The organism is Azospirillum sp. UENF 312511, from assembly GCF_058780635.1.
In genome coordinates, this window is the sequence record NZ_JBSNCG010000003.1 from 517,404 (window position 1) to 543,871 (window position 26,468).

Annotated in this window: 25 protein-coding genes; 13 read left to right on the plus strand and 12 right to left on the minus strand. The window is 70.3% G+C overall.

The window, feature by feature from the left end; genetic code table 11:
* Positions 1-64: 64 nt before the first annotated feature.
* The 5 genes from ACWPN7_RS13775 to epsC form a co-directional block, all read right to left on the minus strand.
* Positions 65-394, minus strand: a complete 330-nt coding sequence (locus ACWPN7_RS13775; RefSeq protein WP_035672428.1) for a ferredoxin family 2Fe-2S iron-sulfur cluster binding protein — start codon at positions 392-394, stop codon at positions 65-67.
* Between the two features lie 46 nt (positions 395-440).
* Positions 441-1,106, minus strand: coding sequence for a molecular chaperone DnaJ (locus tag ACWPN7_RS13780; RefSeq protein WP_014239838.1), 666 nt, complete (start codon positions 1,104-1,106; stop codon positions 441-443).
* A 144-nt stretch (positions 1,107-1,250) separates the two neighbouring features.
* Positions 1,251-2,363, minus strand: a complete 1,113-nt coding sequence (locus ACWPN7_RS13785) for a cysteine desulfurase family protein (RefSeq protein WP_459196994.1) — start codon at positions 2,361-2,363, stop codon at positions 1,251-1,253.
* 27 nt (positions 2,364-2,390) lie between these two features.
* Entirely contained in the window at positions 2,391-2,873 is a 483-nt protein-coding gene (locus ACWPN7_RS13790; RefSeq protein ID WP_014239836.1) for an Rrf2 family transcriptional regulator, read from the minus strand.
* 77 nt (positions 2,874-2,950) lie between these two features.
* Positions 2,951-3,724: a serine O-acetyltransferase EpsC gene (epsC, locus tag ACWPN7_RS13795; RefSeq protein WP_109138512.1), complete on the minus strand. Its 774-nt coding sequence runs from the start codon at positions 3,722-3,724 to the stop codon at positions 2,951-2,953.
* A 265-nt stretch (positions 3,725-3,989) separates the two neighbouring features.
* Between epsC and ACWPN7_RS13800 the strand changes: the two genes are divergently transcribed.
* On the plus strand, positions 3,990-4,652 hold the full coding sequence (locus tag ACWPN7_RS13800; RefSeq protein WP_014239834.1) for an alpha/beta hydrolase: 663 nt from the start codon (positions 3,990-3,992) through the stop codon (positions 4,650-4,652).
* A gap of 5 nt (positions 4,653-4,657) precedes the next feature.
* On the plus strand, positions 4,658-4,801 hold the full coding sequence (locus ACWPN7_RS13805) for a hypothetical protein (RefSeq protein WP_160174813.1): 144 nt from the start codon (positions 4,658-4,660) through the stop codon (positions 4,799-4,801).
* 9 nt (positions 4,802-4,810) lie between these two features.
* Here ACWPN7_RS13805 and ACWPN7_RS13810 read toward each other — a convergent pair whose 3' ends face one another.
* Positions 4,811-5,902: an anhydro-N-acetylmuramic acid kinase gene (locus ACWPN7_RS13810; RefSeq protein WP_372684150.1), complete on the minus strand. Its 1,092-nt coding sequence runs from the start codon at positions 5,900-5,902 to the stop codon at positions 4,811-4,813.
* Positions 5,903-5,995: 93 nt separating this feature from the next.
* Between ACWPN7_RS13810 and tyrS the strand changes: the two genes are divergently transcribed.
* Positions 5,996-7,249 (plus strand): tyrosine--tRNA ligase, encoded by a 1,254-nt coding sequence (tyrS, locus tag ACWPN7_RS13815; protein ID WP_459196993.1) that lies wholly within the window; start codon positions 5,996-5,998, stop codon positions 7,247-7,249.
* A 159-nt stretch (positions 7,250-7,408) separates the two neighbouring features.
* Here tyrS and ACWPN7_RS13820 read toward each other — a convergent pair whose 3' ends face one another.
* A complete protein-coding gene (locus ACWPN7_RS13820) occupies positions 7,409-11,041 on the minus strand; it encodes a YhdP family protein (RefSeq protein WP_459196992.1) in 3,633 nt (1,210 codons plus the stop codon).
* 102 nt (positions 11,042-11,143) lie between these two features.
* Here ACWPN7_RS13820 and ACWPN7_RS13825 point away from each other — a divergent pair, with 102 nt between their 5' ends.
* Genes ACWPN7_RS13825 through bcp form a run of 3 tightly spaced genes read left to right on the plus strand, consistent with a single transcriptional unit; the run spans position 11,144 to position 14,647 of the window.
* The gene (locus tag ACWPN7_RS13825) at positions 11,144-11,365 is read left to right on the plus strand and encodes a hypothetical protein (RefSeq protein ID WP_492273326.1); all 222 of its coding nucleotides are present in this window, start codon (positions 11,144-11,146) and stop codon (positions 11,363-11,365) included.
* A complete protein-coding gene (locus ACWPN7_RS13830; protein WP_492273327.1) occupies positions 11,322-14,165 on the plus strand; it encodes a bifunctional [glutamine synthetase] adenylyltransferase/[glutamine synthetase]-adenylyl-L-tyrosine phosphorylase in 2,844 nt (947 codons plus the stop codon). Before ACWPN7_RS13825 ends, ACWPN7_RS13830 begins: the two co-directional genes overlap by 44 nt.
* Positions 14,162-14,647 carry a thioredoxin-dependent thiol peroxidase gene (gene bcp / locus ACWPN7_RS13835; RefSeq protein WP_200776725.1) on the plus strand — a complete coding sequence of 162 codons (486 nt, stop codon included), beginning with the start codon at positions 14,162-14,164 and terminating at the stop codon, positions 14,645-14,647. The genes ACWPN7_RS13830 and bcp overlap by 4 nt, the downstream gene beginning before the upstream one ends.
* A 48-nt stretch (positions 14,648-14,695) precedes the next feature.
* On the opposite strand, the gene ACWPN7_RS13840 is transcribed toward bcp, so the two are convergent.
* Positions 14,696-15,409: a glycosyltransferase family 61 protein gene (locus tag ACWPN7_RS13840; RefSeq protein ID WP_492273328.1), complete on the minus strand. Its 714-nt coding sequence runs from the start codon at positions 15,407-15,409 to the stop codon at positions 14,696-14,698.
* Between the two features lie 310 nt (positions 15,410-15,719).
* A complete protein-coding gene (parA, locus tag ACWPN7_RS13845; RefSeq protein ID WP_492273489.1) occupies positions 15,720-16,367 on the minus strand; it encodes a ParA family partition ATPase in 648 nt (215 codons plus the stop codon).
* Positions 16,368-16,478: 111 nt separating this feature from the next.
* On the opposite strand from parA, the gene ACWPN7_RS13850 reads away from it, so the two are divergent.
* The 4 genes from ACWPN7_RS13850 (at position 16,479) to ACWPN7_RS13865 (ending at position 19,845) form a co-directional block, all read left to right on the plus strand.
* Positions 16,479-17,450 (plus strand): L-threonylcarbamoyladenylate synthase, encoded by a 972-nt coding sequence (locus ACWPN7_RS13850; protein ID WP_459196989.1) that lies wholly within the window; start codon positions 16,479-16,481, stop codon positions 17,448-17,450.
* Between the two features lie 187 nt (positions 17,451-17,637).
* Positions 17,638-19,077, plus strand: a complete 1,440-nt coding sequence (locus tag ACWPN7_RS13855) for an FAD-binding oxidoreductase (protein ID WP_459196988.1) — start codon at positions 17,638-17,640, stop codon at positions 19,075-19,077.
* 103 nt (positions 19,078-19,180) lie between these two features.
* Positions 19,181-19,627, plus strand: a complete 447-nt coding sequence (locus ACWPN7_RS13860; protein ID WP_492273329.1) for a hypothetical protein — start codon at positions 19,181-19,183, stop codon at positions 19,625-19,627.
* 5 nt (positions 19,628-19,632) lie between these two features.
* On the plus strand, positions 19,633-19,845 hold the full coding sequence (locus ACWPN7_RS13865; protein WP_492273330.1) for a hypothetical protein: 213 nt from the start codon (positions 19,633-19,635) through the stop codon (positions 19,843-19,845).
* Between the two features lie 16 nt (positions 19,846-19,861).
* Here ACWPN7_RS13865 and ACWPN7_RS13870 read toward each other — a convergent pair whose 3' ends face one another.
* On the minus strand, positions 19,862-20,902 hold the full coding sequence (locus ACWPN7_RS13870; RefSeq protein WP_459196987.1) for a lysozyme family protein: 1,041 nt from the start codon (positions 20,900-20,902) through the stop codon (positions 19,862-19,864).
* A 254-nt stretch (positions 20,903-21,156) separates the two neighbouring features.
* Here ACWPN7_RS13870 and ACWPN7_RS13875 point away from each other — a divergent pair, with 254 nt between their 5' ends.
* The 3 genes from ACWPN7_RS13875 to ACWPN7_RS13885 all read left to right on the plus strand — a co-directional run bounded on the left by ACWPN7_RS13875 (position 21,157) and on the right by ACWPN7_RS13885 (position 24,131).
* Complete coding sequence (locus tag ACWPN7_RS13875; RefSeq protein WP_459196986.1) at positions 21,157-22,956, plus strand: acyl-CoA dehydrogenase; 1,800 nt, start codon at positions 21,157-21,159, stop codon at positions 22,954-22,956.
* 135 nt (positions 22,957-23,091) lie between these two features.
* On the plus strand, positions 23,092-23,769 hold the full coding sequence (locus ACWPN7_RS13880) for a hypothetical protein (protein ID WP_051657908.1): 678 nt from the start codon (positions 23,092-23,094) through the stop codon (positions 23,767-23,769).
* Positions 23,770-23,855: 86 nt separating this feature from the next.
* The gene (locus tag ACWPN7_RS13885) at positions 23,856-24,131 is read left to right on the plus strand and encodes a hypothetical protein (protein ID WP_200775256.1); all 276 of its coding nucleotides are present in this window, start codon (positions 23,856-23,858) and stop codon (positions 24,129-24,131) included.
* A 20-nt stretch (positions 24,132-24,151) separates the two neighbouring features.
* On the opposite strand, the gene pcsA is transcribed toward ACWPN7_RS13885, so the two are convergent.
* Together pcsA and glcF are read right to left on the minus strand one after the other, a co-directional pair.
* Complete coding sequence (gene pcsA / locus ACWPN7_RS13890) at positions 24,152-24,889, minus strand: phosphatidylcholine synthase (RefSeq protein WP_407825787.1); 738 nt, start codon at positions 24,887-24,889, stop codon at positions 24,152-24,154.
* A gap of 232 nt (positions 24,890-25,121) precedes the next feature.
* The gene (gene glcF / locus ACWPN7_RS13895) at positions 25,122-26,468 is read right to left on the minus strand and encodes a glycolate oxidase subunit GlcF (RefSeq protein WP_459196985.1); all 1,347 of its coding nucleotides are present in this window, start codon (positions 26,466-26,468) and stop codon (positions 25,122-25,124) included.

The window sequence follows — 26,468 nt, forward strand, 5'->3', positions numbered from 1 at the left end:
GCGCGCCGGTTCCCCGGTGGCGGGTGCAGACCGCGGCGGCCCCGCAAGGCGCTGCGGCGGTGGGTCAGCGCATGGCGTTGTTGGTGCCGCCGGGAAGGCGCACGGCCAGACCGTCCAGTTCCTCGCTGATGATGATCTGGCAGCCCAGGCGCGAGGTCTTGGTCAGGCCGAAGGCGAGGTCGAGCATGTCCTCCTCGTCCTCCGAGGCCTCGTTCAGAACGTCGAACCACTCCGGCTCCACGATGACGTGGCAGGTCGAGCAGGCGAGCGAGCCCTCGCAGGCGCCTTCCAGGTCCAGGCCGTGCTTGTGCGCGACCTCGAGCACGGACAGGCCGAGCGGGGCGTCCACCTCGTGGCGGGTGCCGTTCGGCTCGATGAAGGTCATCTTGGGCATTGGGGTGCTCTCCTGAACAAAGGCGTCGGTGTGCGAGTGGCGATGGTTAGAGTGTCTTCGGAGCAAGGCCGGAGCGCCGCGTCCGGGATTCGGCCGCCAGCGCCTCCAACCGCTCCAGCCGCGCGAGGATGCGCGCGGCGTTGTCGGTCTGCCCGTTGCGGAAGGCAATGGCAAGATACTTGATGCAACTTTCCACGCGCTGCCCGATGTCCTGGGCCAGCCGGTCCACCGCGGCGGCGTCCGGGGCGCCGTTCAGCCGGTCCGCCAGCGCCGTCACCTCCTCGTCCTCCTCCGCGGTCAACGCGGCGGCGGGAGCGTCCAGCAGGTCCAACAGATAGCGGGCGCGGCGCACCGGGTCGCGCAGCGTCTCATGGGCTTCGCCCAGCGCGTCGGCCTGGGCGCGGGCGTTGGCCTGCTGCCGCGCGCCGCGCGCCGCGAAGCGCTCCGGGTCCATGGCGCGGGAGAAGCCGGCGTGCTGGCGGGCCAAAGCCTCCGGCTCGATGTCGAAGCGGCGCTCCAGACCCAGCCGGGAGAAATGGTCGAGCGGGCGCGGCGCCTGCACCGCCCCGCAGGAATGGCAGAACATCGCGCGCGCCGCGACCGAACGGCCGCACAGCCAGCACGGCTCCAGATCGCCGTCGATGGTCCCGGCGATGCCCTTGGGAGACTCTCCCTTGGGAAAGCGCGGCGGGCCGGAATCGGATGTCGTCATGCTTGCCGTCCGTTGAAACGCTGCACAGGTCGGCCGTGAGGGCGGCGGGTCGCCGCCGTCCCTTCGGCCGGGTGATACCCAGAAGCGGGGCGCCGCGCAACCTTACACGGCCCGCGGCGGGAGGTGGAGGTCATGGAGAGGCGATTACGCCGCAGGGGCACGGGCCAGCCTTGCCGCCATCGCGGCGTAGGCGGCGGAGAAACGCTCCACCGCCGCGCCGTCGCTGTCCCAGCCCAGGCTGATCCGGATGGCGCAGGCGGCGTCCCCGGCGCTCTCGCCCATGGCCGCCAGGACGTGGGACGGCTTCACCTTGCCGCTGGAGCAGGCCGAACCGGCGCTGACCGCCACCCCGGCGAGGTCCAGCGCCATCACCTGCGTCTCCCCCGCCACGCCGGGCAGCAGCAGGTTGCTGGTGTTGCCGACCCGCGCCGCGCCGGCCCCCATCACCCGCGCAGCCGGAACGGCGGCGAGCGCCGACGCCTCCAGCGCGTCGCGCAGGGCGGTCAGGCGGGCGCTGTCGGGCAACTCCTCCCGCGCGAGGCGGGCGGCGGCGCCGAAGCCGGCGATGCCGACGACATTCTCGGTCCCGGCGCGGCGGCGCTTCTCCTGCCCGCCGCCGCGGATCAGCGCCTCCGGCTCCAGCCCGTCGGCGAGGATCAGGGCGCCCACGCCGGCGGGGCCGCCGATCTTGTGAGCCGACAGGGTCAGCAGGTCGGCGCCGAGCGTCGCAAGGTCGAGGGGCAACCGCCCGGCGGCCTGCACCGCGTCGCAATGGACCAGCGCGCCACGCGCGTGGGCGATCCGCGCCGCCTCGGCCACCGGCTGGATCACGCCGGTCTCGTTGTTGGCGAGCATCAGGGAAACGAGCACGGGACCGTCTGCGTCGGCGAGCCGGCGGTCGAGCGCGGCCATATCGGCGACGCCGTCGCGGTCCACCGGGACGCGGGCGGCGCCGGGCACCGCCTCCAGCACCGAGTCATGCTCGATCGCTGAGGTGACCACCGTCCGGCCGGGAAAGCCGCGCAGCGCCAGATTGTTGGCTTCCGTCCCGCTTCCGGTGAAGAAGACCTGGGCGGGCCGCACCCCGGCCAGGGCGGCGACCTGGGCGCGCGCCTCCTCCACCGCGCGGCGGACCGTGCGGCCGAAGCCGTGCACCGAGGACGGGTTGCCGGCGAGATCCATGGCCTGGATCATCGCCGTCTTCACCGCCGGCTTCAGAGGCGCCGAGGCGTTGTGGTCGAGATAGACGCGGGTCATCGGAACGAAGGGCCGGAGGGCGCTCCCTTACTCCGCCGCGACCGCAGCGCCCTCGTCCGCCGGCTGCGGGCCGCGGATGGTCAGGCTGCTGGTGCCGATGATCCGCCGCTCCACCACGTCCGCCACGGTGACCGAGCTGAGATACATGTGGATCTGGTTGCCCAGCTCCTCCCACAGGTCGTGGGTCAGGCAGCGCGAGCGGTTGGTGCGGCAACCCTGCGGCGTGCCGTTGGCGCAGCGCGTCGTGCGGATCGGCTCGTCCACCGCCAGGATGATGTCGGACACGCGGGTTGCGTCCGCCGGATGGGCCAGCAGATAACCGCCGCCGGGGCCGCGCACGCTCTTGACCAGACCGCCCTTGCGCAGCTTGGCGAACAGCTGCTCCAGATAGGAGAGCGAAATCTCCTGCCGGTCGGCGATGTCGGCAAGGGCGACGGGGCTCCCCTGGCTGGTGGCAGCAAGATCGACCATGGCCATGACGGCATAGCGTCCCTTGGTGCTGAGTCTCATTTTACCCTCCTTACCCTTCCTTCACCCCGGCCCGACCGTCCAGCGGATCGGCGCCAAGCCTCGTGTTTGTGTTTGGTTCAACAGGACGCCGCCGGACCGCCGTCGACGGACACCGGCTGGCGCACCCCATTGTCGGGCCGGGCGCTCCCGTTGGGAACGCCCGATGTTTCGTATACGGATGAATTATGCGCGTCCCCGCGCTCCGATTCCAGTTCCTCGACGCGCCGGCGCAGGGTCGATACCTGATCGAGCAGGCCGTTCAGCGCGCGCGCCACCGGATCGGGGATGTCGCCACAGGGCGTGCCGTAGGGCATGAACTTCTGCGTCTCGACGCGGTCGCGCGTCACCACCGCCTTGGCCGGGATGCCGACCACCGCGATGCCCGGCGCCACATCCGCCACCACGACGGCGTTGGCGCCGACGCGGGCTCCGCGCCCGATGGTGATGGCGCCCAGCACCTTGGCCCCAGCGCCGACGATCACGCCGCTTTCCAGCGTGGGATGGCGCTTGCCCTGGTTCAGCGAGGTGCCGCCCAGCGTAACCCCATGATAGAGCATCACGTCGTCGCCGATCTCGGCGGTCTCGCCGATGACGACGCCCATGCCGTGGTCGATGAAGAAACGGCGCCCGATGGTGGCGCCCGGATGGATCTCGATGCCGGTCAGCGCGCGGGCGATCTGCGAAACGGCGCGCGCCATCAGGTGCCAGCGGCGATCCCAGCAATAGCGCGCGACGCGGTGCAGGACGATGGCATGGAAGCCCGGATAGCACAACGCGACCTCGGCCCGTGACCGCGCGGCCGGGTCGCGGGCCATGATACCGTCGATCTCTTCGCGAAGATGCTTGAACACCGGAACACCCGCCGTGGTATAGTCCGCCCTCTTGCCGGAAGAGGTGATCTTTCGCAAGAGCCCTCGACCCGTGCCTCGCCGGTCGCGCGGGTTGCCCTGGAAGGACGCATCGACGCATATATGATGACCAAGCAAAACGGTCAAGAATTGTGTGCGAAAAATCCATGCTTGTCCATGGGCAACCACGTCCGCTTGCCGTGGCGTCCGCTCACCGCTCCGCCGGTGGTCCGGATCACCTTATATTCGCGTCAGGATCGCCGTTCCCATGCCTGAAGTGATGATCAACGGTCCGGCCGGACGGCTGGAAGGGCGCTACACACACGGCACGATCCCCAACGCGCCAATGGCCTTGCTGCTGCATCCACACCCGCATCACAACGGGACCATGAACAACAAGGTGGTCTTCACCCTGTTCCAGTCCTTCACGAAGCGCGGCTACTCGGCCCTGCGCTTCAATTTCCGCGGGGTCGGCCGCAGCCAGGGCACCTACGACAAGGGCGAGGGCGAGCTGGCCGATGCGGCGGCGGCGCTGGACTGGCTGCAGACCCACAACCCCAACGCCCCGGTCTGCTGGATCGCCGGGGTCTCCTTCGGGGCCTGGATCGGCATGCAGCTTCTGATGCGCCGCCCGGAGATCGACGGCTTCGTGTCCGTCTCCCCGCCGGCCAACCTGTTCGACTTCTCCTTCCTGGCGCCCTGCCCCTCCTCCGGCCTGATCATCCACGGCGACAAGGACGAGCTGGTTCCGGGGGCGGCGGTGAACAAGCTGGTCACCAAGCTGTCGCACCAGAAGGACATCCGCATCGACCACCGCGTCGTGCCCGGCGCCAACCATTTCTTCGCCAACCGCAGCGACGATCTGGCGGTGCAGGTGGACGACTATCTGGACCGCGCCATGGGCAACCCCGTCGCCGCGGTGGCGGAATGACGGCCATGACCATCCTTCGCCTCGCCATCATGACCGGCCTCGCGGGGGTCCTGCTGTCCGGTTGCAGCAACACCCAGATCGCCAGCGCCTTCGGCAACTGGTGCAAACACGCCGACAATTGCACCGACAACAGCCGGACGCGCCCGTAACCTCCGGCGTCACACCGGGTGGAAGCGCCCGCCGGTCATCGGCCGGGGCGCGCCGGTCGTGGCCGGCAGGCTGAGCGGCAGGCCCTTGCGGCTGCGCACCGCCAGATAGGCGAATGCCTCGGCCTCCAGCGCGTCGCCGTTCCAGCCCACCGCCTCCACCGGATCGACGGGCACGCCCAGCCGGTCGGCCAGCATCCCCATCAGCGTCGCGTTGTGCCGCCCGCCGCCGCAGACCAGCCAGCGCACCGGCGCGTCCGGCAGATGCGGGACAATGCGGGCGACCGACGCGGCGGTGAAGGCGGTCAGGGTCGCCGCCCCATCCTCCACCGACAGGCCGCGGACCGGCGCCGGGTCGAAGGCGTCGCGGTCGAGCGACTTCGGCGCCGGCAGGTCGAAATAGGGATGGGCGAGCAGCGCCGCCAAGGCGCCCTCGTCCACCGTGCCGCGCGCCGCCAGCGCCCCGCCGGAATCGTAGCGGGCGCCCTGGCCGGACAGCACCCAATCGTCCACCAGCGCGTTGCCCGGCCCGGTGTCGCAGGCGATGACCGCGTCCGCACCCTCCCCGATCCAGGTGACGTTGGCGACGCCGCCGATGTTCAGCACGGCCAGCGGGCGCGGCAGGGCGTCGGCCAGCGCGCGGTGGAACAGCGGCACCAGCGGGGCGCCTTGCCCGCCCGCCGCCACGTCCGCCGTGCGGAAGTCGTTGACCACGGCGATGCCGGTCGCCCGCGCCAGCCGCGCGCCGTCGCCGATCTGCCAGGTGCGGCGCTGCGCCGGGTCGTGGAAGATCGTCTGGCCGTGGAAGCCGATCAGGTCCACCGCGGCAGCGTCCGTCCCGGCCTCCGCCAGCAGGCGGCGCACGGCGTCGGCGTGGGCGTCGGTCAGGGCCCGCTCGACCGCCTCCACCGGCCCCTTGCCGCCCAGGCAGGAGCGCAGCTCGGCGCGGAAGCCGTCCGCGTAGGGGATGGTCACGAAGGCCAGCGGCTCCACCCGGCGTTCGCCGTCGGTGCGGACCAGGGCCGCGTCGATCCCGTCCATGGAGGTGCCGCTCATCAGCCCGACGACCGTCTGCATTCCCTGCCTCATTCTATCGGGCCTCATCTCCGATCAAACCGGCCCCGAGAATTGTGGGGCCGCGCGTTCCATGCTAACAGACGCGACCCTGGACCCTACCACGACAGCCGGATCGCGGCCATGACGACGCTGACATCGGATTTCCTCCGCACGCTGCAGGAACGCGGCTTCATCCACCAGTGCACCGACCTCGCCGGGCTCGACGAGCGCGCGGCGAAGGGGCCGATCATCGCCTACATCGGCTTCGACTGCACGGCGGACAGCCTGCATGTGGGCAGCCTGCTGCCGATCATGATGCTGCGCTGGCTGCAGAAGACCGGCCACAAGCCGATCGTCCTGATGGGCGGCGGCACGACCAAGATCGGCGATCCCTCGGGCAAGGACGAGGCGCGCCAGCTCCTCACTGACGAGGCCATCAACGCCAACATGGCGGGCATCAAGCGCATCTTCGGGCGCTACCTGTCCTTCGGTGACGGGCCGACCGACGCGGTGATGGTCAACAACGCCGACTGGCTGGACGAACTGAAATACATCCCGCTGCTGCGCGACATCGGCCGGCACTTCACGATCAACCGCATGATGACCTTCGAATCGGTCAAGCTGCGGCTGGATCGCGAGCAGCCGCTGACCTTCCTGGAATTCAATTACATGATTCTCCAGGCCTATGATTTCGTGGAGCTGTTCCGGCGCGAGAAGTGCATGCTCCAGATGGGTGGGTCGGACCAGTGGGGCAACATCATCAACGGCGTCGAGCTGGGCCGCCGCACCGACGGGGCGGAGCTGTTCGGCCTGACCACCCCGCTGCTGACCACCTCGTCGGGCGCCAAGATGGGCAAGACCGCCGCGGGCGCGGTGTGGCTGACCGCCGACAAGCTCAGCGCCTATGATTTCTGGCAGTACTGGCGCAACACCGAGGACGCCGACGTCGGCCGCTTCCTGCGCCTCTACACCGAGTTGCCGCTGGACGAGGTGGCGCGGCTGGAAGCCCTTGAGGGCGCCGGCATCAACGAGGCCAAGAAGATCCTCGCCCATGAGGTGACCAAGCTTGCCCACGGCGAGGCGGCCGCCCTGGAGGCCGCCGAGACCGCCCGCCGCACCTTCGAGCAGGGCGCTGCGGCCGAGGGCCTACCGACCATCGACGTGCCCCGCGCCGAGCTTGAGGGCGGCGTCGCGGTGGTTGACCTGCTGGTCTCCGCCGGGCTGGCCGCGTCGAAGGGCGAGGCCCGCCGCCTCATCAAGGGCGCCGGCGCCAAGATGAACGACGCCGCCATCCCCGACGAGGCCGCCAAGGCCACCGCCGCCGACCTGAACGCCGACGGCGTCATCAAGCTGAGCGCCGGCAAGAAGCGCCACGCTCTGGTCAAGGCGGTGTGATTTTCCCTTATCGCATCGAATGCGTCCCCTCTCCCCTCCGGGGAGAGGGTTAGGGTGAGGGGGTTGCGCGTGGCGGTACGTCCGGCAAAAGCGCAACCCCCTCACCCGCCCGCTTCGCGGGCACCCTCTCCCCGGAGGGGCGAGGGATGAACAATCCCCCTACTTCTCGAAAGTCCCTGGCGACGGCGCTTCCTTGCCGTCGCCTCCGTCACCCAGGAAGAACAGGTTGCGCAGAAAGCCCGGCGCCAGCATGGCGAGCGGGTTCACCGTCACGTCCGGGTCGGCCAGCGGGCCGCGGACGTGCCAAGTGGCGCTGAAGATGCCCTGCCCCTCGCCACCGCTCAGAGCGTCGCCCAGCAGCGGAATCTGGCCGATCAGCCGGTTCAGCCCGTAGATGGGCACGATGGTGCCGCGCAGGTTGGCGGTGTCGGTCTCGATGTCCACCTCCCCCGTCAGCGTCAGGCCGAGCGCGGAGCCGGAAGTGCGCAGGTCCTTCACGGTCAGCAGGCGCCCGTCCTTGCGGTAGTCGCTGACCGCCCGCCCGAAGCGGATGCCCTTGCCGCCGCCCATCAGCTCGGCGAAGCCGGAGGGGGAAATGGAGTTCAGGATGCGCGCCAGGACCGGCGGGTCGACCAGCGCGTAGTCGGTCAGTTCCATCCGGCCCTCGATGGCGGCGTCGGCCCGCGGCTCCACCGTGCGGCCGGTGATCGCCAGCGCGCCGCCCTGCACCCGGTCGTTGATGTCGAGCGCGCGGAAGGTCGCACCGGCGTCGCTGGCCGAGATGGCCACGTCGTAGAAGCCCTGGGCGCCCGGCAGATAGCGCAGGGACACCGCCCCGTCGCGCCCCGCCTTCGCCGTCACGTCGAGCGCCGTCCAGGACAGGCGGTCGCGCTTGATCCGCCCGGCCACGTCGGACAGATGGCGGCCATCCCCGAAGACGACGCGGTTCAGCTTCAGGTCGAAGTCGAGCGGCAGCGGCTTCTCGTCGGGCGGTCCCTGCTTCTTGCCGCCGGGCGGGTCGGCCTTGCCGGCCAGGACGCGGGCGTCGAGGCTCTGGCCGGTGATGGTCCCGGAATAGCCGCTCTTGCCGCCGTCATGCACCGTCACGTCGGCCTTCAGGTCGGTCTGGCCCACCGACATCTGGCTGACCGCCACCTTGGTGACCGCCATGGTCTGCGGCGCGAGGTCGACGACCGCCTGGGCACGCAGCCCCCCGGCATCGACGGACAGGCCGGTGATGCGGGTCACCCGGTCCTTCTGGAATTCCAGCGCCAGCTTGCCGGTGCCGGGCACGCCGGGCCGCTTCTCCCAGCCCAGCTCGTCGATGCGCAGGTGGGTCTTCTCCAGGTTCAGCCCGGCGGTCAGGCCGAAGCGGCGGCGCTGGTCCACGGTGAACAGCACGTCCGCCCCCAGCGGCCCCGCGACATGCTCGCCGAGGTCGATGCCGTGGCTGCGCAGGTCCTGGGCGTCCACGTCGCCCTTGACGGCGATGCGGGTGCGCGGCCCCTTGGCGGTGGAGGTGAACTGCTCCTTCCAGTCGATGGTGACGGGGATGCCGTCCAGCTTGGTGTTGCCCTTCACCGTCATGGCGTTCATGTCGAGCGCCAGCGTCAGCTCGCCCTCGGTCGCGGTCAGCCCGGCGGCCACCTTCTCCACCCCGACGCCGCGCAGCTTCGCCGCGACGTCCAGGTTCAGCTGCTCCACCTTCAGATCGACCAGCAGCGGGAACTGGAAATGGAGCTGCGCGTCGGCCTGCCCCTGGGTGCGCTTGGGGTCGAGGTCGAGGCGGCTGGGATAACCCAGCGGCGGGCTGTCCAGAACGGTCAGGATGGTGCGCACCGGCCCGCGGACCGGGACGCGGATATCCATGGTCTCCTTGCCGGTGTCCAGGCCGCCGATGACGATCGTGCCCTCGCCGAGCTGGACGTCGTCGATCCGCCCGCCCTTGGTGTGGATGGTGAAGGTCTTGCCGTCGGTGGACACCTCCGCCCCCAAGCCGGTGACCTTGGGCAACGGGTGGAAATAGTCCACCGTCATGTCCTCGGCCCTGATGCCGGCCTGGAAATGCGTCACGTCGATCGCCGCGAGGTCGGACAGCGGCCCGCTGGCCCGGACGGTCGCCGTCGCCTCCGGCACGACGCCGCGCGACAGGTTTGCGGTGACCCACTCCCGCGGGTTCTTCCCCACCCCCAGCGGCCACAACCGGGGCAGCTCGTCCGCTGGCACCCGTTTGGCCTTCACGGCGGCCTCCACCGACAGGCGGGCGTCCGGCGTGCCGAACTGGTCGATGGTGGCGTGCGCCGTTCCCTCCACGGTCGGCCCGCCGAGGTCGATCGCCAGCCGCTCTACATCCAGTTGGCCCGAGGCGCGGTCGCCGGCCACCGTCAGGGCGGCGGAGGCGACGGGCAGCGGCTCCGGGAACAGGTCCGGCCGAACGACGCGCCCGGCGCCGGCCTTCAGCTCCGCCCGGCCGCTGCGCGGCTGCCCGTCGGGGTCCAGCTCCAGGCTGGCCGTGCCGGACAGGGGAAGCTGCGCCGCGGCAAGCGGCGCCAACGCCGGGACGAACCCGGCCAGGACGGCGGGCACCAGCCCGTCGAGCTTCGCGGCCAGCGACGCGCCCTTGTCCCGAACCTGCGTGCCGTCGAGGTCGAGCGAGGCCCGCGTGCCGCCCGCCGTCAGGTCGAGCCGCAGGCTGCCGCTGCGCTGCCCCCCCTGCTCCCGCAGGTCGCCCCGCCCGGCCATCGCCATCCCGTCGAACGCAAGGTCCAGCCGCTCCAGCTCCGCCCGCCGGCCCGGCACGTCCAGCCCGCCGCGCAGCCGCACACGGTCGACACGGTAGGGGTCGGGCCGCAGCGCGGGCAGGCTCACCTCCCCGGCGCCGCCCTGCAGGTCGAAGCTGAAGCGCACCGGCTCGAACCGCGAATCCAGGGTGGCGTCGATGCGCCCGCCAAGGGGAACGGTCACCGCCGACAGCGGCGCCAGCAGCGGGCCGATCTTGGCCAGCGCCGCCGGCTGCAGCCCGTCGAAGCGGGTGGACAGCGCGGTTTCCGCGTCGGCCATGCGATGGACGCCCGACGCCTCCACCGCCGCCATCCGCCCGTCGAGGTCGAGCAGAAGCCGCGCCCCGCCGACGATCTCCGTCCCGTCGCGGGTCAGCACGATGTCGGCGCGGTTGGCGTGCCAGGAGAGCCCCAGCATCCGGTTCGTCACCGTCAGGTCGGCGCCGACGACGGTCAGCCGCCGCAGCAGGCCCAGCGGGCGGGCGATGTCCGGGGGCTGCATCAGGGTGGAGACGATCTCCCCCGCGAAATCGGGGCCGCCGTCCGGCTCGTCCTTCTCCGGCTGGCCGGGAGACGGAATCGAGCGCACGTCGAAATCCAGGCTGCCATCGGCCCGGCGCACCACCTGGAGGCGCGGCCGCACGAGGTCGAGCCGGGTCGGCGACAGCTTGCCCTGGAACAGCGCGCGCACGGAGAAGCCGACGCCCAGCTCCGGCACCGCCGCAAGCTCGTCCCCCTCGGCGTTGACCGCGTGCACGTCGATGGCGCGCAGGTCCAGGCGGGTCAGCCCGTCGCTCTCCTCCTCGTCTACCCAGGACAGGACGAGCTGGCCGACATCGACGCTGTAGCGGCCCTGCGGGTCGCTCAGCGCCCGCTCCACATAGGGGGTCAGCGGGTCGAGGGCGATCGGCCCCTGGGCCAACCGCCACGCGAACAGCCCGCCGGCAGCGCCGACGACGACGACCGCGCCCGCGGTGGTCCAGGCGAGAATCTTCGCGGTGCGCCGGATCACGGTCGGTGTCCCGGCGACGATGCCCGCGCGTTGTCACAGTTGACCGGACCCTCGCGACCGCGCACCTTCCTGCTCAGTTCTTGTGCAGGGATAGCCGCGACCATGACCACCACGCTGCCGAAACCCTTCGACACCGCCCTCGCCGAGCGCGGCCTGGAGCGCTGGCGCGCCGAGGCGGCGAACGCCGCCGACAACGACGGCGACAGCACCGGCGACGCCTTGCGCGCCTGGGCCGAGGCGTACGCCGAATTCGGCCGAGGGCCGGGCGCTGATCGACGCGGTGTGCGGCAACAGCCCGTATCTCGGCCAGATCCTGACGCGTGAGCTGCCCTTCGTCCGCGAGATGGTGACGCGGGGGTACGACGACGCCTTCGCGACGCTGCTGCGCCGGCTGGAGGCGGACTGCGCGGAGGAGCGCAACATCGACCGGCTGATGACCGCCCTGCGCATCGCCAAGCGGCGGGCGGCGCTGCTGATCGCCATCGCCGACATCACCGGCGCGTGGGAGCTGGAGGCCGTCACCGGCGCGCTGTCCGACATCGCCGAGACGTCGGTGCGGATGGCGGCAAACCACCTGCTGCGCCGCGCCGCGGAGGCGGGGACGCTGACGCTGCCGGAACCGCAGCGGCCATGGGTCGGGTCGGGCCTGATCGTGCTTGGCATGGGCAAACTTGGTGCGCGCGAACTCAACTATTCCAGCGATATCGACCTGATCGTCCTGTACGACGACGCCGTCGTTCAAACGCCCCAGCCGGACAACCTCGCCCGCACGTTCATTCGTATCGCGCGCGATCTTGTCCGCATTATGGATGAACGGACCAAGGACGGCTACGTCTTCCGTACAGATCTGCGGCTGCGCCCCGATCCCGGTGCGACGCCGCTCGCGGTGTCCGTCTCGGCGGCCGAAATTTATTACGGCAGCGTCGGGCAGAACTGGGAGCGCGCGGCCATGATCAAGGCCCGCCCCATCGCCGGCGATCCGGAAGCGGGGGCGCATTTCCTGCGTTTCCTCGAACCGTTCGTGTGGCGGCGCCACCTCGACTTCGCGGCCATCCAGGACATCCATTCCATCAAGCGTCAGATCAACGCCCACAAGGGCCATCGTGAAGTGACGGTGAACGGCCACGACATCAAGGTCGGCCGAGGCGGAATCCGCGAGATCGAGTTCTTCGCCCAGACCCAGCAGCTGATCTTCGGCGGGCGCGACATCCGCGTGCGCATCGCCCCCACCCTGCTGGCCAACAAGGCGCTGTGCGCGGTCGGCCGCGTGCCGGAGGCGGCGGTGGAGGAGCTGGAGGAGGCCTACCGCTTCCTGCGCCGGGTCGAGCACCGCATCCAGATGACCGACGACCGCCAGACCCACCAGATCCCGGCGGACGACGAGGGGGTGGCGCATCTCGCGACCTTCCTCGGCTACGAGCGGGTGGAGGATTTCCGCGCCGATCTGCTGGCCCAGCTCGGCCGGGTGGAGGACCGCTACGCCGAGCTGTTCGAGGAGGCGCCGTCGCTGTCCGGCCCCGGCAATCTCGTCTTCACCGGAACCGACGACGACCCCGGCACGGTGAAGACGCTGGCCGGCATGGGCTACCGCGACCCCAGCCGGGTCATCGCCGTGGTCTCCACCTGGCACCGCGGGCGCTACCGCTCCACCCGCTCGGGCCGCGCGCGGGAGCTGCTGACCGAGCTGGTGCCGGCCATGCTGAACGAGCTGGCGAAGACGCCCGCCCCGGACGACGCGCTGGTCAAGTTCGACAGCTTCCTGGAGCGGCTGCCGGCGGGGGTCGGGCTGTTCTCACTGTTCATCGCCAACCCCTGGCTGCTGGCGCTGGTGGCGGAGATCATGGGCACGGCGCCGCAGCTGGCCGAGACGCTGTCGCGCAACCCGTCGCTGCTCGACGCCGTGCTGTCGCCCGACTTCTTCGACCCGCTGCCCGACGCGGCGGGGCTGACGCCGGAGTACCAGCGCTTCATCGCCGGGGCGCACAACTTCGAGGACGTGCTCACCCTGTCGCGGCGCTGGACCAACGACCAGCGCTTCCGCGCCGGGGCGCACATCCTGCGCGGCATCACCGACGGCGACCGCTGCGGCCCCTTCCTCGCCGATCTGGCCGACGTGGTGGTTCCGGAACTGGCCGCCCGCGTCGAGGAGGAGTTCGCCGCCCGCCACGGCCGCATCCCCGGCGGCGCCTGGGTGGTGGTGGCGATGGGCAAGCTGGGCAGCCGGCAGCTCACCATCACCTCCGACATCGACCTGATCGTGGTCTACGAGGTGCCGCCGGGCACCCGCCAGTCGGACGGAGCCAAGCCGCTGGCCCCCAACGAGTATTACATCAAGCTGACGCAGCGCCTGACCAACGCCATCACCGCCCCGATGGCCGACGGGCGGCTGTACGAGGTGGACATGCGGCTGCGCCCGTCGGGCAACGCCGGGCCGCTCGCCACCGCGCTGGACGCCTTCACCGCCTATCAGGCCAAGGACGCCTGGACGTGGGAGCACATGGCCCTGACCCGCGCCCGCGTCATCGGCAGTGATTCCGGCGGCGGCGATCCGGCGCTGGGTCATAAGGTCGAGTCGGCGATCCGCGGCGTGCTGACCGGCCCGCGCGATCCGGCCAAGGTGCTGCGGGACGTCGCCGACATGCGCCGCCGCATCGACAAGGAGTTTGGCACCACCAACCCGTGGAACGTCAAATACGCCCGCGGCGGCCTGATCGACATCGAGTTCACCGCCCAGTATCTCCAGCTCCGCCACGGGCACGCGCATCCGGATATCCTGTCCATCGCCACCAGCCGCGCCCTGCTCAACGCCGCCGCGGCCGGGCTGCTGGCCCCGAAAGTGGCCGAGGAACTGGTGGCGACGCTGAAGCTGTGGCGCCGCGTCCAGGGCTTCCTGCGCCTGACCACCGACGGCGTGCTCGATCCGCAGCAGGTTTCGCCCACCCTGCGCGAGGGCCTGTCCCGCGCCGCCTTCCCGGACGAGGAACCGGCGGTTGACTTCGCCGCGCTCGACAGCAGAATCCGGGACATCGCCGCCCGCGCCCATCGCCATTTCGTGGCGCTGGTCGAGGAGCCGGCGTCAAGGCTGCCTCCCCCAGAGACCAACGAAGAAGCCAGACTCCCATGAGCGAAGCCAACAACGCCGCCCCGATCGAGGCCGGCACCCCGGCCCCGGACTTCACCATGCCGACCGACGGCGGCGGCAGCGTCACGCTGTCCGCCCTGCGGGGCAAGCCGGTGATCCTGTACTTCTACCCGAAGGACGACACCTCGGGCTGCACGTCGGAGGCCTGCGGCTTCCGCGACCAGCTCCCGGATTTCAGCGGGCTCGACGCCGTGATCATCGGCGTGTCCAAGGACAGCGTCGCCAGCCACGACAAGTTCAAGGCGAAGTACGAGCTGCCCTTCACGCTGGCCTCCGACAAGGAGACCGGCGTCGCCGAGGCCTACGGCGTCTGGGTCGAGAAAAGCATGTACGGCCGCAAGTACATGGGCCTGGAGCGCGCGACCTTCCTGATCGACAAGGACGGCATCGTCCGCAACGTCTGGCGCAAGGTGAAGGTCACCGGCCATGTCGCCGCGGTGCTGAAGGCGCTACAGGCGCTGTAAGGCCTTGATGGGCGGCGGGGAAGTCGATTCCCCGCCAATGCCCGAGCCTCAACCGATGCCGGCCCCGGCAAGGCAGTGGCGCAGCGTGTCGAGCGGAACGACATAATCCCGCTCAACGATGTCGGGGTGGCTGTCGGGCAATTCGGGACAGGCCAGATCGACGTGGCGCATCCCCTTCTGCGCGGCGAGGTTCCCGAAGAAGGGCTGCCGAACGCTGTTCCGGAGTTCGATCAGGGTGGAGCCTCCCGGAGCGAACAGGATGTTGGCCAAGGCCGCCCCGTGGCAGCCGACGATCACGTCCGCGTCACGGAACAGGGCGGTCTGCTCGCCGAAGGAAAGGCTTCCCGGATCGATGGCGAGGAACCCCTGCGGCTTCAGCGCCTCCGCCACGTCGTCCTGATTCACGGCGAAACGCTTGGTGGCGTTTGTGCGCAGGATGAACAAGCGCTTCGCCCCGGACGGCGGTGGCAGGACGTCGCGGGCATGGTTCAGAACCACGTTCCAGATCGCCACCGCCTGCGATCGCAACGGCAGCGGCACGAGGCAATCGGAATAGACGCTCCAATCGCCGCGGCTGACATGCAAGTCCAGCGTGTCCAGCCTCAACCCGGCCATGAACAGGCGCAACGAGGCTGCCTGCCACGGGTTGGGCGGACCGTTCATGATGACCCGCCGCTCCGCCCCGTCCGGGGAGAGCATGCCGAACACCAGCCGCGGCAGGAAATCCAGGCACCAATGGTAATAGTTGTCGCTGCCGCCCATCCCCAGATATCTGCCGGGCGGTTCGGGCTGATCGAGAGCCTGGAGGAAAACCGCGGACGGCGCCTGTCCCACCATCCCGTAGACCGCATCCCGGAAGATGCCGAAATCCCGCCGAAAGCAACGCAGATCCGGCGTCACCGGAAACATGAGGTGGTTGTTCAGAACACAGCGGTTGAAGACGGCGCCGACCGGGCTGTCATCGCTGCCGCGCAGAAGGCGGCCACGATGCGGATTGGCCGCCAGATGTTCGACAAGATCAACGCTCTAAATCGTGCCGTCCATGCGACCCCTCCGTGCAATCGCCCCGGACTTATCCGGCGCGGGACAGGATTTCCTCGGCCAGCGCCTGCATCTCCGCCGCCGCCTGGGTCTTGCGCGCCGCCTCGGTCACCGACAGGCCGGACAGCAGGGTCCCGGCGTAGGCGGTGCGGTTGCCGATCTGCAACTCCGCGATGTCCACGGCCGGCGGGTTCACAAGCTCGCGCACCCGCGCGATCAGCTCGTCGGCGATGCGGGCGCGCGGCGGCACGCGGTTCAGCACCAGCAGCAGCCGGCGCTTCTCCTGCGCGGCGAGGTCGAGCGTCGGCTGCACCGCCCACAGGTCCATCGGGCTGGGCTGCACCGGGGCAATGACGAGGCTGGCGGCGCGCACGGCGATGCGCGCCTCCGTCTGGGCGTGGGGCGGGCTGTCGATCAGCACGATGTCGTGGTCGCGGGCCAGCTTCTCGACCTCGGTCTGGGTGCGCCAGCCGGTGATCTGGACATGGGTGAAGCCGGGCGCCCCGCCCGTGGCCTCCGCCCGCACCGCCTGCCAGCGGGTCAGGCTGCCCTGCGGGTCGATGTCCACCGTGGCGACCGAGCGGCCAAGCTGCATCCAGGCAATGGCGAGGTGCGCCACCAGCGTGGTCTTTCCGGCCCCGCCCTTCTGCTGAGCCACGGTGAAGACCTTGCCCGCCATGCCCACACCCATCATTTGGTTGTTTATCGCGCACACCCGTCATAAGGCTTGGACCGAGACGGCGCAACCGCGCGAATTGACTTCATCCTCCCACGCTTTACAAATCGTCCCGTGACCGACAAGCATCCCGACATCATCCCCGCCACGCCCGCCGGCCTCGCCCGCGCCGGCGAGGCCCTGCGCAAAGGCGACTTGGTCGCCTTTCCGACCGAGACCGTCTACGGCCTCGGCGGCGACGCCACCGACGACCGGGCCGTGGCCGCGATCTTCGCCGCCAAGGGCCGCCCGCAGTTCAACCCGCTGATCGCCCATGTGCCGGACCTGGAATCGGCCGAGGCCATCGCCGTGCTCGACGAGCGCGCGGTGGAGCTGGCCCATCAGTTCTGGCCCGGCCCGCTGACCCTGGTCCTGCCCCGCCGGGCCGAGGCCGGGCTGTCGCTGCTGGTGTCCGCCGGGCTGGACAGCGTGGCGGTGCGCGTGCCCGGCCATCCGGTGGCGCAGGCGCTGCTCAAGGCCGCCGGCAAGCCGATCGCCGCACCCAGCGCCAACCGCTCCGGCGCGGTCAGCCCGACCGCCCCGCACCACGTCATCGAGAGCCTGGGCGACCGGGTCAGCATGGTGGTGGCCGGCGGCAAGTGCCAGGTCGGGGTGGAATCCACCGTGCTCGACCTGACCGGCGCGACGCCCGTGCTGCTGCGCCCCGGCGCGGTGCTGCGCGAGGAGATCGAGCGGCTGATCGGCCCCATCCAGGTTTCCGCCGGCAACCCGGACGCCCCGAAGTCGCCCGGCCAGCTGGAAAGCCACTATGCCCCCAACGCCCCGGTGCGGCTGAACGCCACAAGCGCCGAGGAGGACGAGGCGTTCCTGACCTTCGGCCCCGACCGCTTCATCCGCGGCGGCAAGGCCCGGCTGAACCTGAGCCTCCAGGGCGACCTGAACGAGGCGGCGGCGAACCTGTTCGCCCATCTCCGCGCGCTCGACCAGGAGGGTGCCCGCGCCATCGCCGTGATGCCGATCCCGGACGAGGGGCTGGGTATGGCCATCAACGACCGGCTGCGGCGGGCCGCCGCGCCGCGGAGCTAGAATCCCGGCCCGCAAGGCTGTAGAAGTTCTGCGGTTTGCCCCCACCCTCCCGCTCCGCGGGTCCTTCCCTCCCCCGCTGCGCGGGAGAGGGCCGATTTGCAAGGACGGCGGCGGTCCCCTCTCCCGCGCAGCGGGGGAGGGTTAGGGAGGGGGCCCAGCGCTTACACCAGCCTCGGACGCCCTGCCCATGACCTCCGCCAGCCCTGACGCCGCCAGCCTCGCCGCCGCCCTCGACCGGATCCGCGCCATCGTCGGGCCGAACGGCCTTCTCACCGCGCCGGAGGACATGGCCCCCTACCTGTCGGAATGGCGCGGGCGCTTCAAGGGCAACAGCCCGGCGGTGGTCCGCCCGGCCAGCACCGAGGAGGTCGCGGCGGTGGTGAAAATCTGCGCGGAGGCCGGCATCCCGGTCGTCCCGCAGGGTGGCAACACCAGCCTCGTCGGCGGCTCCATCCCCTACGAGGAAGGGCGCGAGATCGTCATCAACCTGTCGCGGATGAACAAAATCCGCGGCATCGACACGCTGAACTACACCATGACGGTGGAGGCCGGCGTCGTGCTGAAGACCGCGCAGGAGGCCGCGAAGGACAAGGACCGCCTGCTGCCGATGAGCCTGGGCGCGGAGGGCACCTGCCAGATCGGCGGGCTGATCTCCACCAACGCCGGTGGCATCAACGTGCTGCGCTACGGCAACATGCGCGACCTCGTGCTGGGCCTTGAGGTCGTGCTGGCCGACGGGCGCGTCTGGAACGGGCTGCGCAGCCTTCGCAAGAACAACACCGGCTACGACCTGAAGCACCTGTTCATCGGGGCGGAGGGCACGCTGGGCATCGTCACCGCCGCGGTGCTGAAGCTCTACCCGCGCCCGCGCCAGGCGGAGACGGCCTTCATCGCCGTGCCCAGCCCCGCCGCCGCCATCGAGCTGCTGGCCCGCCTGCGCGAGGCGTCGGGCGACGCCGTGGCCGCCTTCGAGCTGATGTCGCGCCGCTGCCTGGAATTCGCGCTCAAACACGTCGCCGGCACCATCGATCCACTGTCGGAGCCGTCGCCCTGGTACGTGCTGACCGAGTTGACCGCCGGCACCCAGTCCGACGCCTTCCGCGAGACGGTCGAGGCGGCGCTGGGCGAGGCTTTCGAGGCGGAGTTGGCCACCGACGCCACCATCGCCCAGTCGGAGACCCAGGCCAACCAGCTCTGGTTCATCCGCGAGGCCATCGTCGAGGCGCAGAAGTTCGAGGGCGGCTCGATCAAGAACGACGTGTCGGTCCCGGTGTCGCGCGTCGCCGAGTTCATCGAGCGCGCCGAGGCCGCCGTGGCCGCGGCCTGCCCCGGCATCCGCCCCACCCCCTTCGGCCATGTCGGCGACGGCAACATCCACTTCAACCTCAGCCAGCCGGAAGGCGCCGACACCGCCGCCTATCTCGCCCGCTGGGACGAGATCTGCCACGTCGTGAACGAGGTCATCTTCGACCTGGACGGCTCCATCTCCGCCGAGCACGGCGTGGGCCGCTTCAAGAAGGACGAGATGCCGGTCATCAAGAGCCCGGTCGAGTTCGACCTGCTGCGCGCCATGAAGGCGGCGCTCGACCCCAAGGGCTTGCTGAACCCCGGCAAGATGCTGCCGTAAGGGGCGCCATCCGAAAGAGGTCCCCTGCCCGCCTCGGGCAACCTTTCACGGTTCCGACCTGTTCGTCGTCGTGCAGGTCGGTAACCGCGGAACGGAGGCGGCGATGCTTCTCGCGATGTCGGCGTGGATGCGCCTGATGTTGGGCGAGGCCGAGACGGCGCCGGTGCACGGCACGTCCACCACATGCGCCCTGCCGCCGGAGCGGGAGCGCATCCGGCGGGCGGTGCATGACGCCGTGACCGCCCATCCGCTGCACCGCGAGTTGGTCCACACCCACCGGCTGGGCGGCTGCCAGTATTACGCCTTCGCCGGGGCGATGCTGCTGGAGGCCCTGGGCCACGGCAAAACGGAGGTCGCGCTGGGCCGCGTGGCGTTCCGCAAGTCTGAGGCCCACGGCCGGGGGCGCTGGCTCGGCTATCCGGCGGCGCCCGCCGACGTCCGTCCCCCGATCCGGCGCAACGGCGGCAGGAGGCGGAATCCTTCCCGTTCCACGCCTGGATTCGCCTCACCGGCCCCGGCGGGCGGCGGCTCCTCATCGACTTCGACCTGACCAACGTGCTGCGGGAGGTAAGGCTGCGCGAACCGCGCCATGCCCCGGGCCTGCGCCATCAGCCGCCGGCCTTCTGGGGAAGCGCCGCGGCAGCGCACCGGGCGGGGTTGCGGTTCGAGCCGCACCGCCGGCTGACCGCCGACGCGCTGCTGCCCGGCGACCGCCGGGTCTTCGCGTCCATCGCGGCGGAGGCCTGCGCGCGGCTCAAAGGCGTGTAGCCCGGCGGTTAGCCGGTCAGGCCGCCGTCGCGGTGGTCGTTGTGTCCGTCGCCGCAGTCCCGGCGGCAATCCCCTGGCCGACCACCTTGGACAGGCCCAGCCCGAGGCCCAGCCCGGTGTGCTCGTTCTGATCCGTGCGGACCGGCTGGTCGCGCATGCGGCGGTTGTCCTTGTCCTCGCCGTCCGGGCGGCGGCCGCGGGCGGGTCTGCCGGAGATGCTGTCCACCTCGTCCGGGGTCTCCAGCGCGTTCAGCGCCAGAACATGGTAGATCGACAGCGGCGTGCCGTTCAGCGCCTTCTGCGGCATGCTGGGCACCTGGGTGGTGAAGCCGTCCGGCATGTCCTGGCGGCGCACCCGGTCGATGGCGGTCTGGGCCGGGGCGAAGTCGGCGTTGGGCGACTCCGCGAACTTCGTCGCGAAGCGGTCGTAGATGTCCTTCAGCGACTTGGCCCGGCCGGTGTCCTTGTCGAAGAACACCGCCTTGTTGGCCGAGGCGGCGTCGGGGAACAGCTCCTTGGCGGCGCGGTTGGGGTTGTCCTGCATGGCGTTCAGGAACTTCGACGCCCCGCCCGCCCCGAGGAAATGCGCCATGTAGAGTTCGGTGGACCCGACCTTCCCTTTGACCGTGTCCTCCAGATACTCCTTGTTGTCGCGGGTGTATTCCGCGGCCATCAGGGCCGAGGCGTTGGGGTCCTTGCGCAGGTCCAGGATCTCGCGCTTCAGGTCGGGATCGGTGACGTAGGGGCGCCCGTCGCCGCGCGTCTGGATCGCGTTGGCGTATTTGGCGTAGCCGTGGTCCGCCCCATGGTCGCGCATCGTCGCCAGCCACGTGCTGTCGATGAACTGGTAGAGCCCGGTCGCCGAGGAGGAGGAGGACTTCACGTCCGTCCGGTACCCGCTCTCCACGGCAGCTTTTTCCATGAGGTAGGAAAAATCGACCCCGGTCTTGGCGCTGGCGTTGCGGACCGCCGCCTCGACAGTTTCCGGCCCGCGGCTGGTCTTCGCGGCCTGGATGGCGGATTCGGCCTGACGGGCAAGGGCGGAGGCGATGGTCATGGGAGGAACCCCTGTGAGCGGTGCTGCCTCACTCTTGCAACCGCGATGCCAAGACCGGCGCCCTCTCCTGCGTCGCAGGCGCGCTGTTCGCACCGCAACCCAGATGCCAATATTCATGCCCGACAGCGAGGCTCGCCATGCACCATTCGGTACGGTATGGTGACGCGCACGTAAACCGCCCAAGACGCGTCCACGGACCATCGGGCACGCGCAATCGGGCACGCACAATCGGGTCACGGGAGGCCGCTCCATCCATGATTCCCTACACCGCTCCGGTCGATGACCTCCGCTTTGTCCTGAACGAGGTGGTCGGCCTCGAAACGGTCGCCGCGCTGCCGAACTGCGATTCGGCGGCCCCCGATCTGGTCGACGCCGTGCTGGAGGAAGCCGGCAAGTTCGCCTCCGGCGTGCTCGCCCCGCTGAACCGGGTCGGCGACAAGGAAGGCTCGGTGCTGGAGAACGGCGTGGTCCGCACGCCGACCGGCTGGAAGGACGCCTACACCCAGTTCATCGAGAGCGGCTGGAACAGCCTGCCCTTCGAGCCGGAGTATGGCGGGCAGGGCCTGCCCTGGACCGTCGCCTTCGCGGTGAACGAGATGTGGCAGGCGGCCAACCTGTCCTTCGGCCTGTGCCCCCTGCTGACCCAGGGCGCCGTCGATCTGCTGACCGAGCACGCCAGCGCGGAGCAGAAGGCGCTCTACCTGCCGAAGATGATCGCCGGCGAGTGGAACGGCACCATGAACCTGACGGAGCCGCAGGCCGGCTCCGACCTCGCCGCCGTGCGCACCCGCGCGGTGCGGGCCGACGACGGGACCTACCGCATCACCGGCCAGAAGATCTTCATCACCTACGGCGAGCATGACCTGACGGACAACATCGTCCATCTGGTGCTGGCCCGCCTGCCCGACGCGCCTCCGGGCATCAAGGGCATCAGCCTGTTCATCGTGCCGAAGTTCCTGCCCAACGCGGACGGCACGCCGGGCGCGCGCAACGACCTGCGCTGCGCCAGCCTGGAGCACAAGCTGGGCATCATGGCCAGCCCCACCGCCGTGATGGCCTTCGGCGACGACGGCGGCGCCACCGGCTTCCTGGTCGGCCAGGAGAACCGCGGCATCGAATACATGTTCACCATGATGAACAACGCCCGCCTCGGCGTCGGCATCCAGGGCGTGGCGATCGCCGAGCGCGCCTACCAGCAGGCCCGTGACTACGCCAAGGGCCGCGTGCAGAGCAAGGATCTGGCCGACCCGAAGGGCTCCGGCGTCGCCATCATCCGCCACCCCGACGTGCGCCGAATGCTGCTGGACATGCGCGCCAAGACGGAGGCCGCCCGCGCGCTGGCGCTCTATGCCGGCACCCAGCTCGACGTGTCCCGCCACCACGAGGACGCCGCGGTGCGGGCCGCCGCGACCGCCCGCGTGGACATCCTGACCCCCATCGTGAAGGCGTGGAGCACCGACATCGGCTGCGACGTCGCCTCCACCGGCGTGCAGATCCACGGCGGCATGGGCTTCATCGAGGAGACGGGGGCGGCCCAGCATTACCGCGACGCCCGCATCACCCCGATCTACGAGGGCACCAACGGCATCCACGCCAACGACCTGACCTTCCGCAAGACCGGCCGCGACGGCGGCGAGTCGGCCCGGACCTTCATCGCGGAGATGCGCGCCACGGTGGCGGAGTTGGAGAGCATCCCCGGCGACGACATGGAGGCGATCCGCACCAACCTGTCCGCCGGTCTGGACGCGCTGGAGCAGGCGGTGGCCTGGGTGGTGAAGACCCAGGCCGACGGCGACCTGCGCGCCGCCGCCGCGGGGGCCGTGAACTATCTGAAGCTGTGGGGCACCGTGGCCGGCGGCTGGATGCTCGCCCGGTCCGCCGCCAAGGCGCTGGAGGGGCTGCGCCAGCCCGGCGCCAACGCGCCCTTCCTGGAGGCCAAGCTGGTCACCGCCCGCTTCTACGCCGAGCAGATCCTGGCCCAGGGGCCGGGCCTGCTGCTGCCGATCCTGACCGCCCACCGCACGGTCATGGCACTAAGCGAGGATCAGTTCTGAGCACGCTCAAGACCCATCGCTGTGGCTGTTTGGCCACAGCCAGCTGAAACGCGGCCGGCGCCCCACGCCGGCCGCAACTTTTGCGGTTGGTCCGCGTTCCCCGTTCGATCGAGACGTCTCAAGGGGAAACGCCGCATGCGCACCGCCGCCCTTCTCGCCTTCGCCCTCGCTGCTGCCGGAGCCTCCGCCGCCACCGCCCAGACCATGGATGGTCCGGTCGAGTCTCCCTTCCATGTCGGCGCGCAGGCCAGCACGCTGGGTCTTGGGCTGGAGGCGGGTTACCGGGTGAATCCGATGTTCGGGCTGCGGCTGGGCGGCAACATGTTCACCTTCAGCACCGACCGCGGCATCTCCGGCGTCGATTACGATTTGGATGTGAAACTGCGCAGCTTCGGCGCGGTGCTGGACGTCTATCCGGTCGCCGGCACCGGCTTCCGCATCAGCGGCGGCGCGCGGATCAACTACAACAAGGCCGACCTGACGGGCACCCTGTCCGGCCCGCGCAGCTTCGGCGGGGTGGTGGTCACGCCGCAGCAGGCCGGCCAGCTCGACGGCGAGGCCAAGTTCGACCGCTTCGCCCCCTATGCCGGCATCGGCTACAACGGCACGGTGTTCAGCCCCAACTTCAGCGTCGGCGTGGATCTCGGCGTGCTGTTCCAGGGCAAGCCGCGGGTCAGCCTGAGCGCCCCCGGCGTGGCGACCACGCCGGCCATCGCCGCCGTTCTGGAGGACCAGCGCCGCGAGGTGGAGGATTCGATCCGCGCCGCCCGCTTCTGGCCGGTCGTCGCGATCACCGCCTCCTACCGCTTTTGATGGAGGGCCCGCTTTTGAGGGAAGGCGGGCACCAAACACCCCCGTGAGCCGTTACGCCTCCATGGATCAACTGTGGAGACCAGTCCATGGCTCGTCATAACGGGATTCGCACCGCCGTCCTTGCCCTTCCCCTTCTGGCCCTGCCGCTGCTGGCCGCCTGCGACGACCAGCAGTCGGCGGAAAAGACCGGCCAGGAGATCGGGCGCGCGGTGGATCAGACGGCGGAGCGCGTGGGCGAGGCCGCCAAGGGCATCGGCGCCGAGGCCGGCCGGATGATGCAGGACGCCGGCGCGGCCATCCAGCAGAAGGCCCGCGACGCCAAGGACGACATCAACCGGGAAACCGCCCCCGAAAAGCCCTGAGGGAAGCCCTGAGGCGCGCCTTACGCCTCGACCGGCCCGCGCAGCGTCCGCCACAGGCAGACCGCCGCGTAGTAGGCGCTGCTGGCCAGCCAGACGTACCAGACGGCGTCGGGACGGTCCGGATAGAGGACCACCAGCGCCGCGCTGGAGGCCAGCCACGCCCCGCTGACCAGAAGATTAAGGCGCATCCAGCGGCGCACCCGGAAGGGGTGCAGGAACTTCACCGTCGTGAAGGTCAGCAGGCCGAGGACCAGCACCACCGCGGTGTTGATCCACGGATCGAGCGCCAAAATCCACAGATAAAGCGCGACCACGTTCCAGATCGCCGGGAAGCCGACGAAGTAGTTGTCGCCGCTCTTCATCCCGGTGTTCGAGAAGCAGTAGAGCGACGTCATCATGATGAAGGCGGCCAGCGCGACGCCCAGCCCGTCGGGCAGCAGACCGAAGCGGTACAGGAAGACCGCCGGAACGACGACGTAGGTCAGATAGTCGATCACGAGGTCCAGCGCCGACCCGTCGATGCCCGGCAGCACCTCCTTCACCGAGGCGCGGCGGGCCAGCGTGCCGTCCACCCCGTCGACCACCAGCGCCAGCCCCAGCCAGCCCAGGCACGCCTTGGCCTCGCCATTGACCGCGGCGAGCAGCGCCAGCAACCCCAGCACCACGCCGCTGCCGGTGAAGGCGTGCACCCCCCAGGCCGACAGCCGCCGCACGATCCCGTACCCGCCGTCGCTGTCGTCCTTGAACCCGCTGTCCACTGAGCGCCTCATCGTCCCGTTGGCGCCAACCTAGCCATACGCCGCAAAAAGTCCAAGGGGGTCAGTGGGTCCCCTCGCAAGGAGGCCGGATGAGCCAAAATAGCCCTCTCCCCTCTGGGGAGAGGGTGGCCCGAAGGGCCGGTGAGGGGGTTGTACATGGCGGTACGTCCGGCACAAGCACAACCCCCTCACCCTAACCCTCTCCCCAGAGGGGAGAGGGGATATGGCCGACCTACTCCGCGGCGCGCGGCGCAGCACCCGGCGCCTGGGCAGGACCGGCGAAGGCCGGGCTGTCCCTCAGCGCGTCGGGTTTCGGGCCGCCGGTCGCCCAGTCGAGCAGTTCCACCGTGTGGACGACGGGCAGCCCGGTCCCGGTGGCGATCTGGGTGATGCAGCCAAGGTTGCCGGCGGCAATGGCGGCCGCCTTCGTGCTTTCGATGTTGCGGACCTTGCGGTCGCGCAACTGCACGGCGATCTCCGGCTGAAGCATGTTGTAGGTGCCGGCTGAGCCGCAGCAGAGATGCGCCTCCGGGATCTCCTTCACCTCGAAACCGGCGCCGCGCAGCAGATGGCGCGGCGGGTCCTTGATGCGCTGGCCGTGCTGCATGGAACAGGCGGAATGGTAGGCGATGGCCTGCCCCGTCTCGATCACCGGGGCGGACAGACCGATCTCCGCCAGGAACTCCGTCACGTCGCGGGCGATGGCCGCCACGCGCAGCGCCTTGGGCGCGTATTCCGCGTCCTCGCTGAACTGGAAGGCGTAGTCCTTCACCGTGGTGCCGCAGCCCGAGGTGTTGACGATGATGGCGTCCAGCCCCTCCCCGTCCATTTCGGCGATCCAGGCGTCGATGGTCTTCTTCGCCGCGGCGTCGCTGAGGTCGGTCTTGCCCATGTGATGGGTCAGGGCGCCGCAACAGTCGGCCCCCTTGGCCACCACCACCTCGACCCCGTGGCGGTTCAGCAGGCGGATGGTCGCCTCGTTGATCTGCGGGGCCAGCACCTGCTGGGCGCAGCCGACCAGCAGGGCGGCGCGCTTGCGGCGCGGCCCGACCGCCGGATAGGTGCCCGGACGGTCGCTGTGGCTCGGCCCCGGCACCGACTTCGGGGCCAGCGCCAGCAGCGCTCCCAGCCGACCCGGCAGCAGACCGGCGAAGGGCTTGCCGAACCAGGCGGCGATCAGGGCCAGCCGGAACAGCCGCGGGTTGGGCAGCACGCGGGCCAGCAGATCGCGGATGGCCCGGTCGGCCGGCGGGCGGGCGTGGGTCGACTCGATATGGGCGCGGGCGTGATCGACCAGATGCATGTAATTGACGCCCGACGGGCAGGTCGTCATGCAGGACAGGCAGGAGAGGCAGCGGTCGATGTGCTTCACCTGATGCTCGGTGGGCGGCCCGCCCTTCTCCAGCATGTCCTTGATCTGGTAGATGCGGCCGCGCGGGCTGTCCAGCTCGTCGCCCAGCAGGACGTAGGTCGGACAGGTCGCCGTGCAGAAGCCGCAATGGACGCACTTGCGCAGGATCGCTTCCGAGTTCCGGTAATCGGCGTTGGCGAGCTGGGTGAGCGTGAAGTTGGTCTGCAT

Excerpts from the sequence above, each read along its gene's own strand:
- ACWPN7_RS13885 (WP_200775256.1), top strand. The coding sequence starts at position 23,856 with ATGGCTCGTCATAACGGGATTCGCACCGCCGTCCTTGCCCTTCCCCTT.
- bcp (WP_200776725.1), top strand. The coding sequence starts at position 14,162 with ATGAGCGAAGCCAACAACGCCGCCCCGATCGAGGCCGGCACCCCGGCC.
- ACWPN7_RS13825 (WP_492273326.1), top strand. The coding sequence starts at position 11,144 with ATGACCACCACGCTGCCGAAACCCTTCGACACCGCCCTCGCCGAGCGC.
- ACWPN7_RS13870 (WP_459196987.1), bottom strand. The coding sequence starts at position 20,902 with ATGACCATCGCCTCCGCCCTTGCCCGTCAGGCCGAATCCGCCATCCAG.
- parA (WP_492273489.1), bottom strand. The coding sequence starts at position 16,367 with ATGGCGGGCAAGGTCTTCACCGTGGCTCAGCAGAAGGGCGGGGCCGGA.
- ACWPN7_RS13880 (WP_051657908.1), top strand. The coding sequence starts at position 23,092 with ATGCGCACCGCCGCCCTTCTCGCCTTCGCCCTCGCTGCTGCCGGAGCC.
- ACWPN7_RS13785 (WP_459196994.1), bottom strand. The coding sequence starts at position 2,363 with ATGACCCGCGTCTATCTCGACCACAACGCCTCGGCGCCTCTGAAGCCG.
- ACWPN7_RS13840 (WP_492273328.1), bottom strand. The coding sequence starts at position 15,409 with ATGGGCGGCAGCGACAACTATTACCATTGGTGCCTGGATTTCCTGCCG.
- ACWPN7_RS13810 (WP_372684150.1), bottom strand. The coding sequence starts at position 5,902 with ATGAGGCCCGATAGAATGAGGCAGGGAATGCAGACGGTCGTCGGGCTG.
- tyrS (WP_459196993.1), top strand. The coding sequence starts at position 5,996 with ATGACGACGCTGACATCGGATTTCCTCCGCACGCTGCAGGAACGCGGC.
- ACWPN7_RS13855 (WP_459196988.1), top strand. The coding sequence starts at position 17,638 with ATGACCTCCGCCAGCCCTGACGCCGCCAGCCTCGCCGCCGCCCTCGAC.
- ACWPN7_RS13805 (WP_160174813.1), top strand. The coding sequence starts at position 4,658 with ATGACCATCCTTCGCCTCGCCATCATGACCGGCCTCGCGGGGGTCCTG.
- ACWPN7_RS13775 (WP_035672428.1), bottom strand. The coding sequence starts at position 394 with ATGCCCAAGATGACCTTCATCGAGCCGAACGGCACCCGCCACGAGGTG.
- ACWPN7_RS13780 (WP_014239838.1), bottom strand. The coding sequence starts at position 1,106 with ATGACGACATCCGATTCCGGCCCGCCGCGCTTTCCCAAGGGAGAGTCT.
- ACWPN7_RS13875 (WP_459196986.1), top strand. The coding sequence starts at position 21,157 with ATGATTCCCTACACCGCTCCGGTCGATGACCTCCGCTTTGTCCTGAAC.
- ACWPN7_RS13800 (WP_014239834.1), top strand. The coding sequence starts at position 3,990 with ATGCCTGAAGTGATGATCAACGGTCCGGCCGGACGGCTGGAAGGGCGC.
- glcF (WP_459196985.1), bottom strand. The coding sequence starts at position 26,468 with ATGCAGACCAACTTCACGCTCACCCAGCTCGCCAACGCCGATTACCGG.
- ACWPN7_RS13790 (WP_014239836.1), bottom strand. The coding sequence starts at position 2,873 with ATGAGACTCAGCACCAAGGGACGCTATGCCGTCATGGCCATGGTCGAT.
- ACWPN7_RS13860 (WP_492273329.1), top strand. The coding sequence starts at position 19,181 with ATGCTTCTCGCGATGTCGGCGTGGATGCGCCTGATGTTGGGCGAGGCC.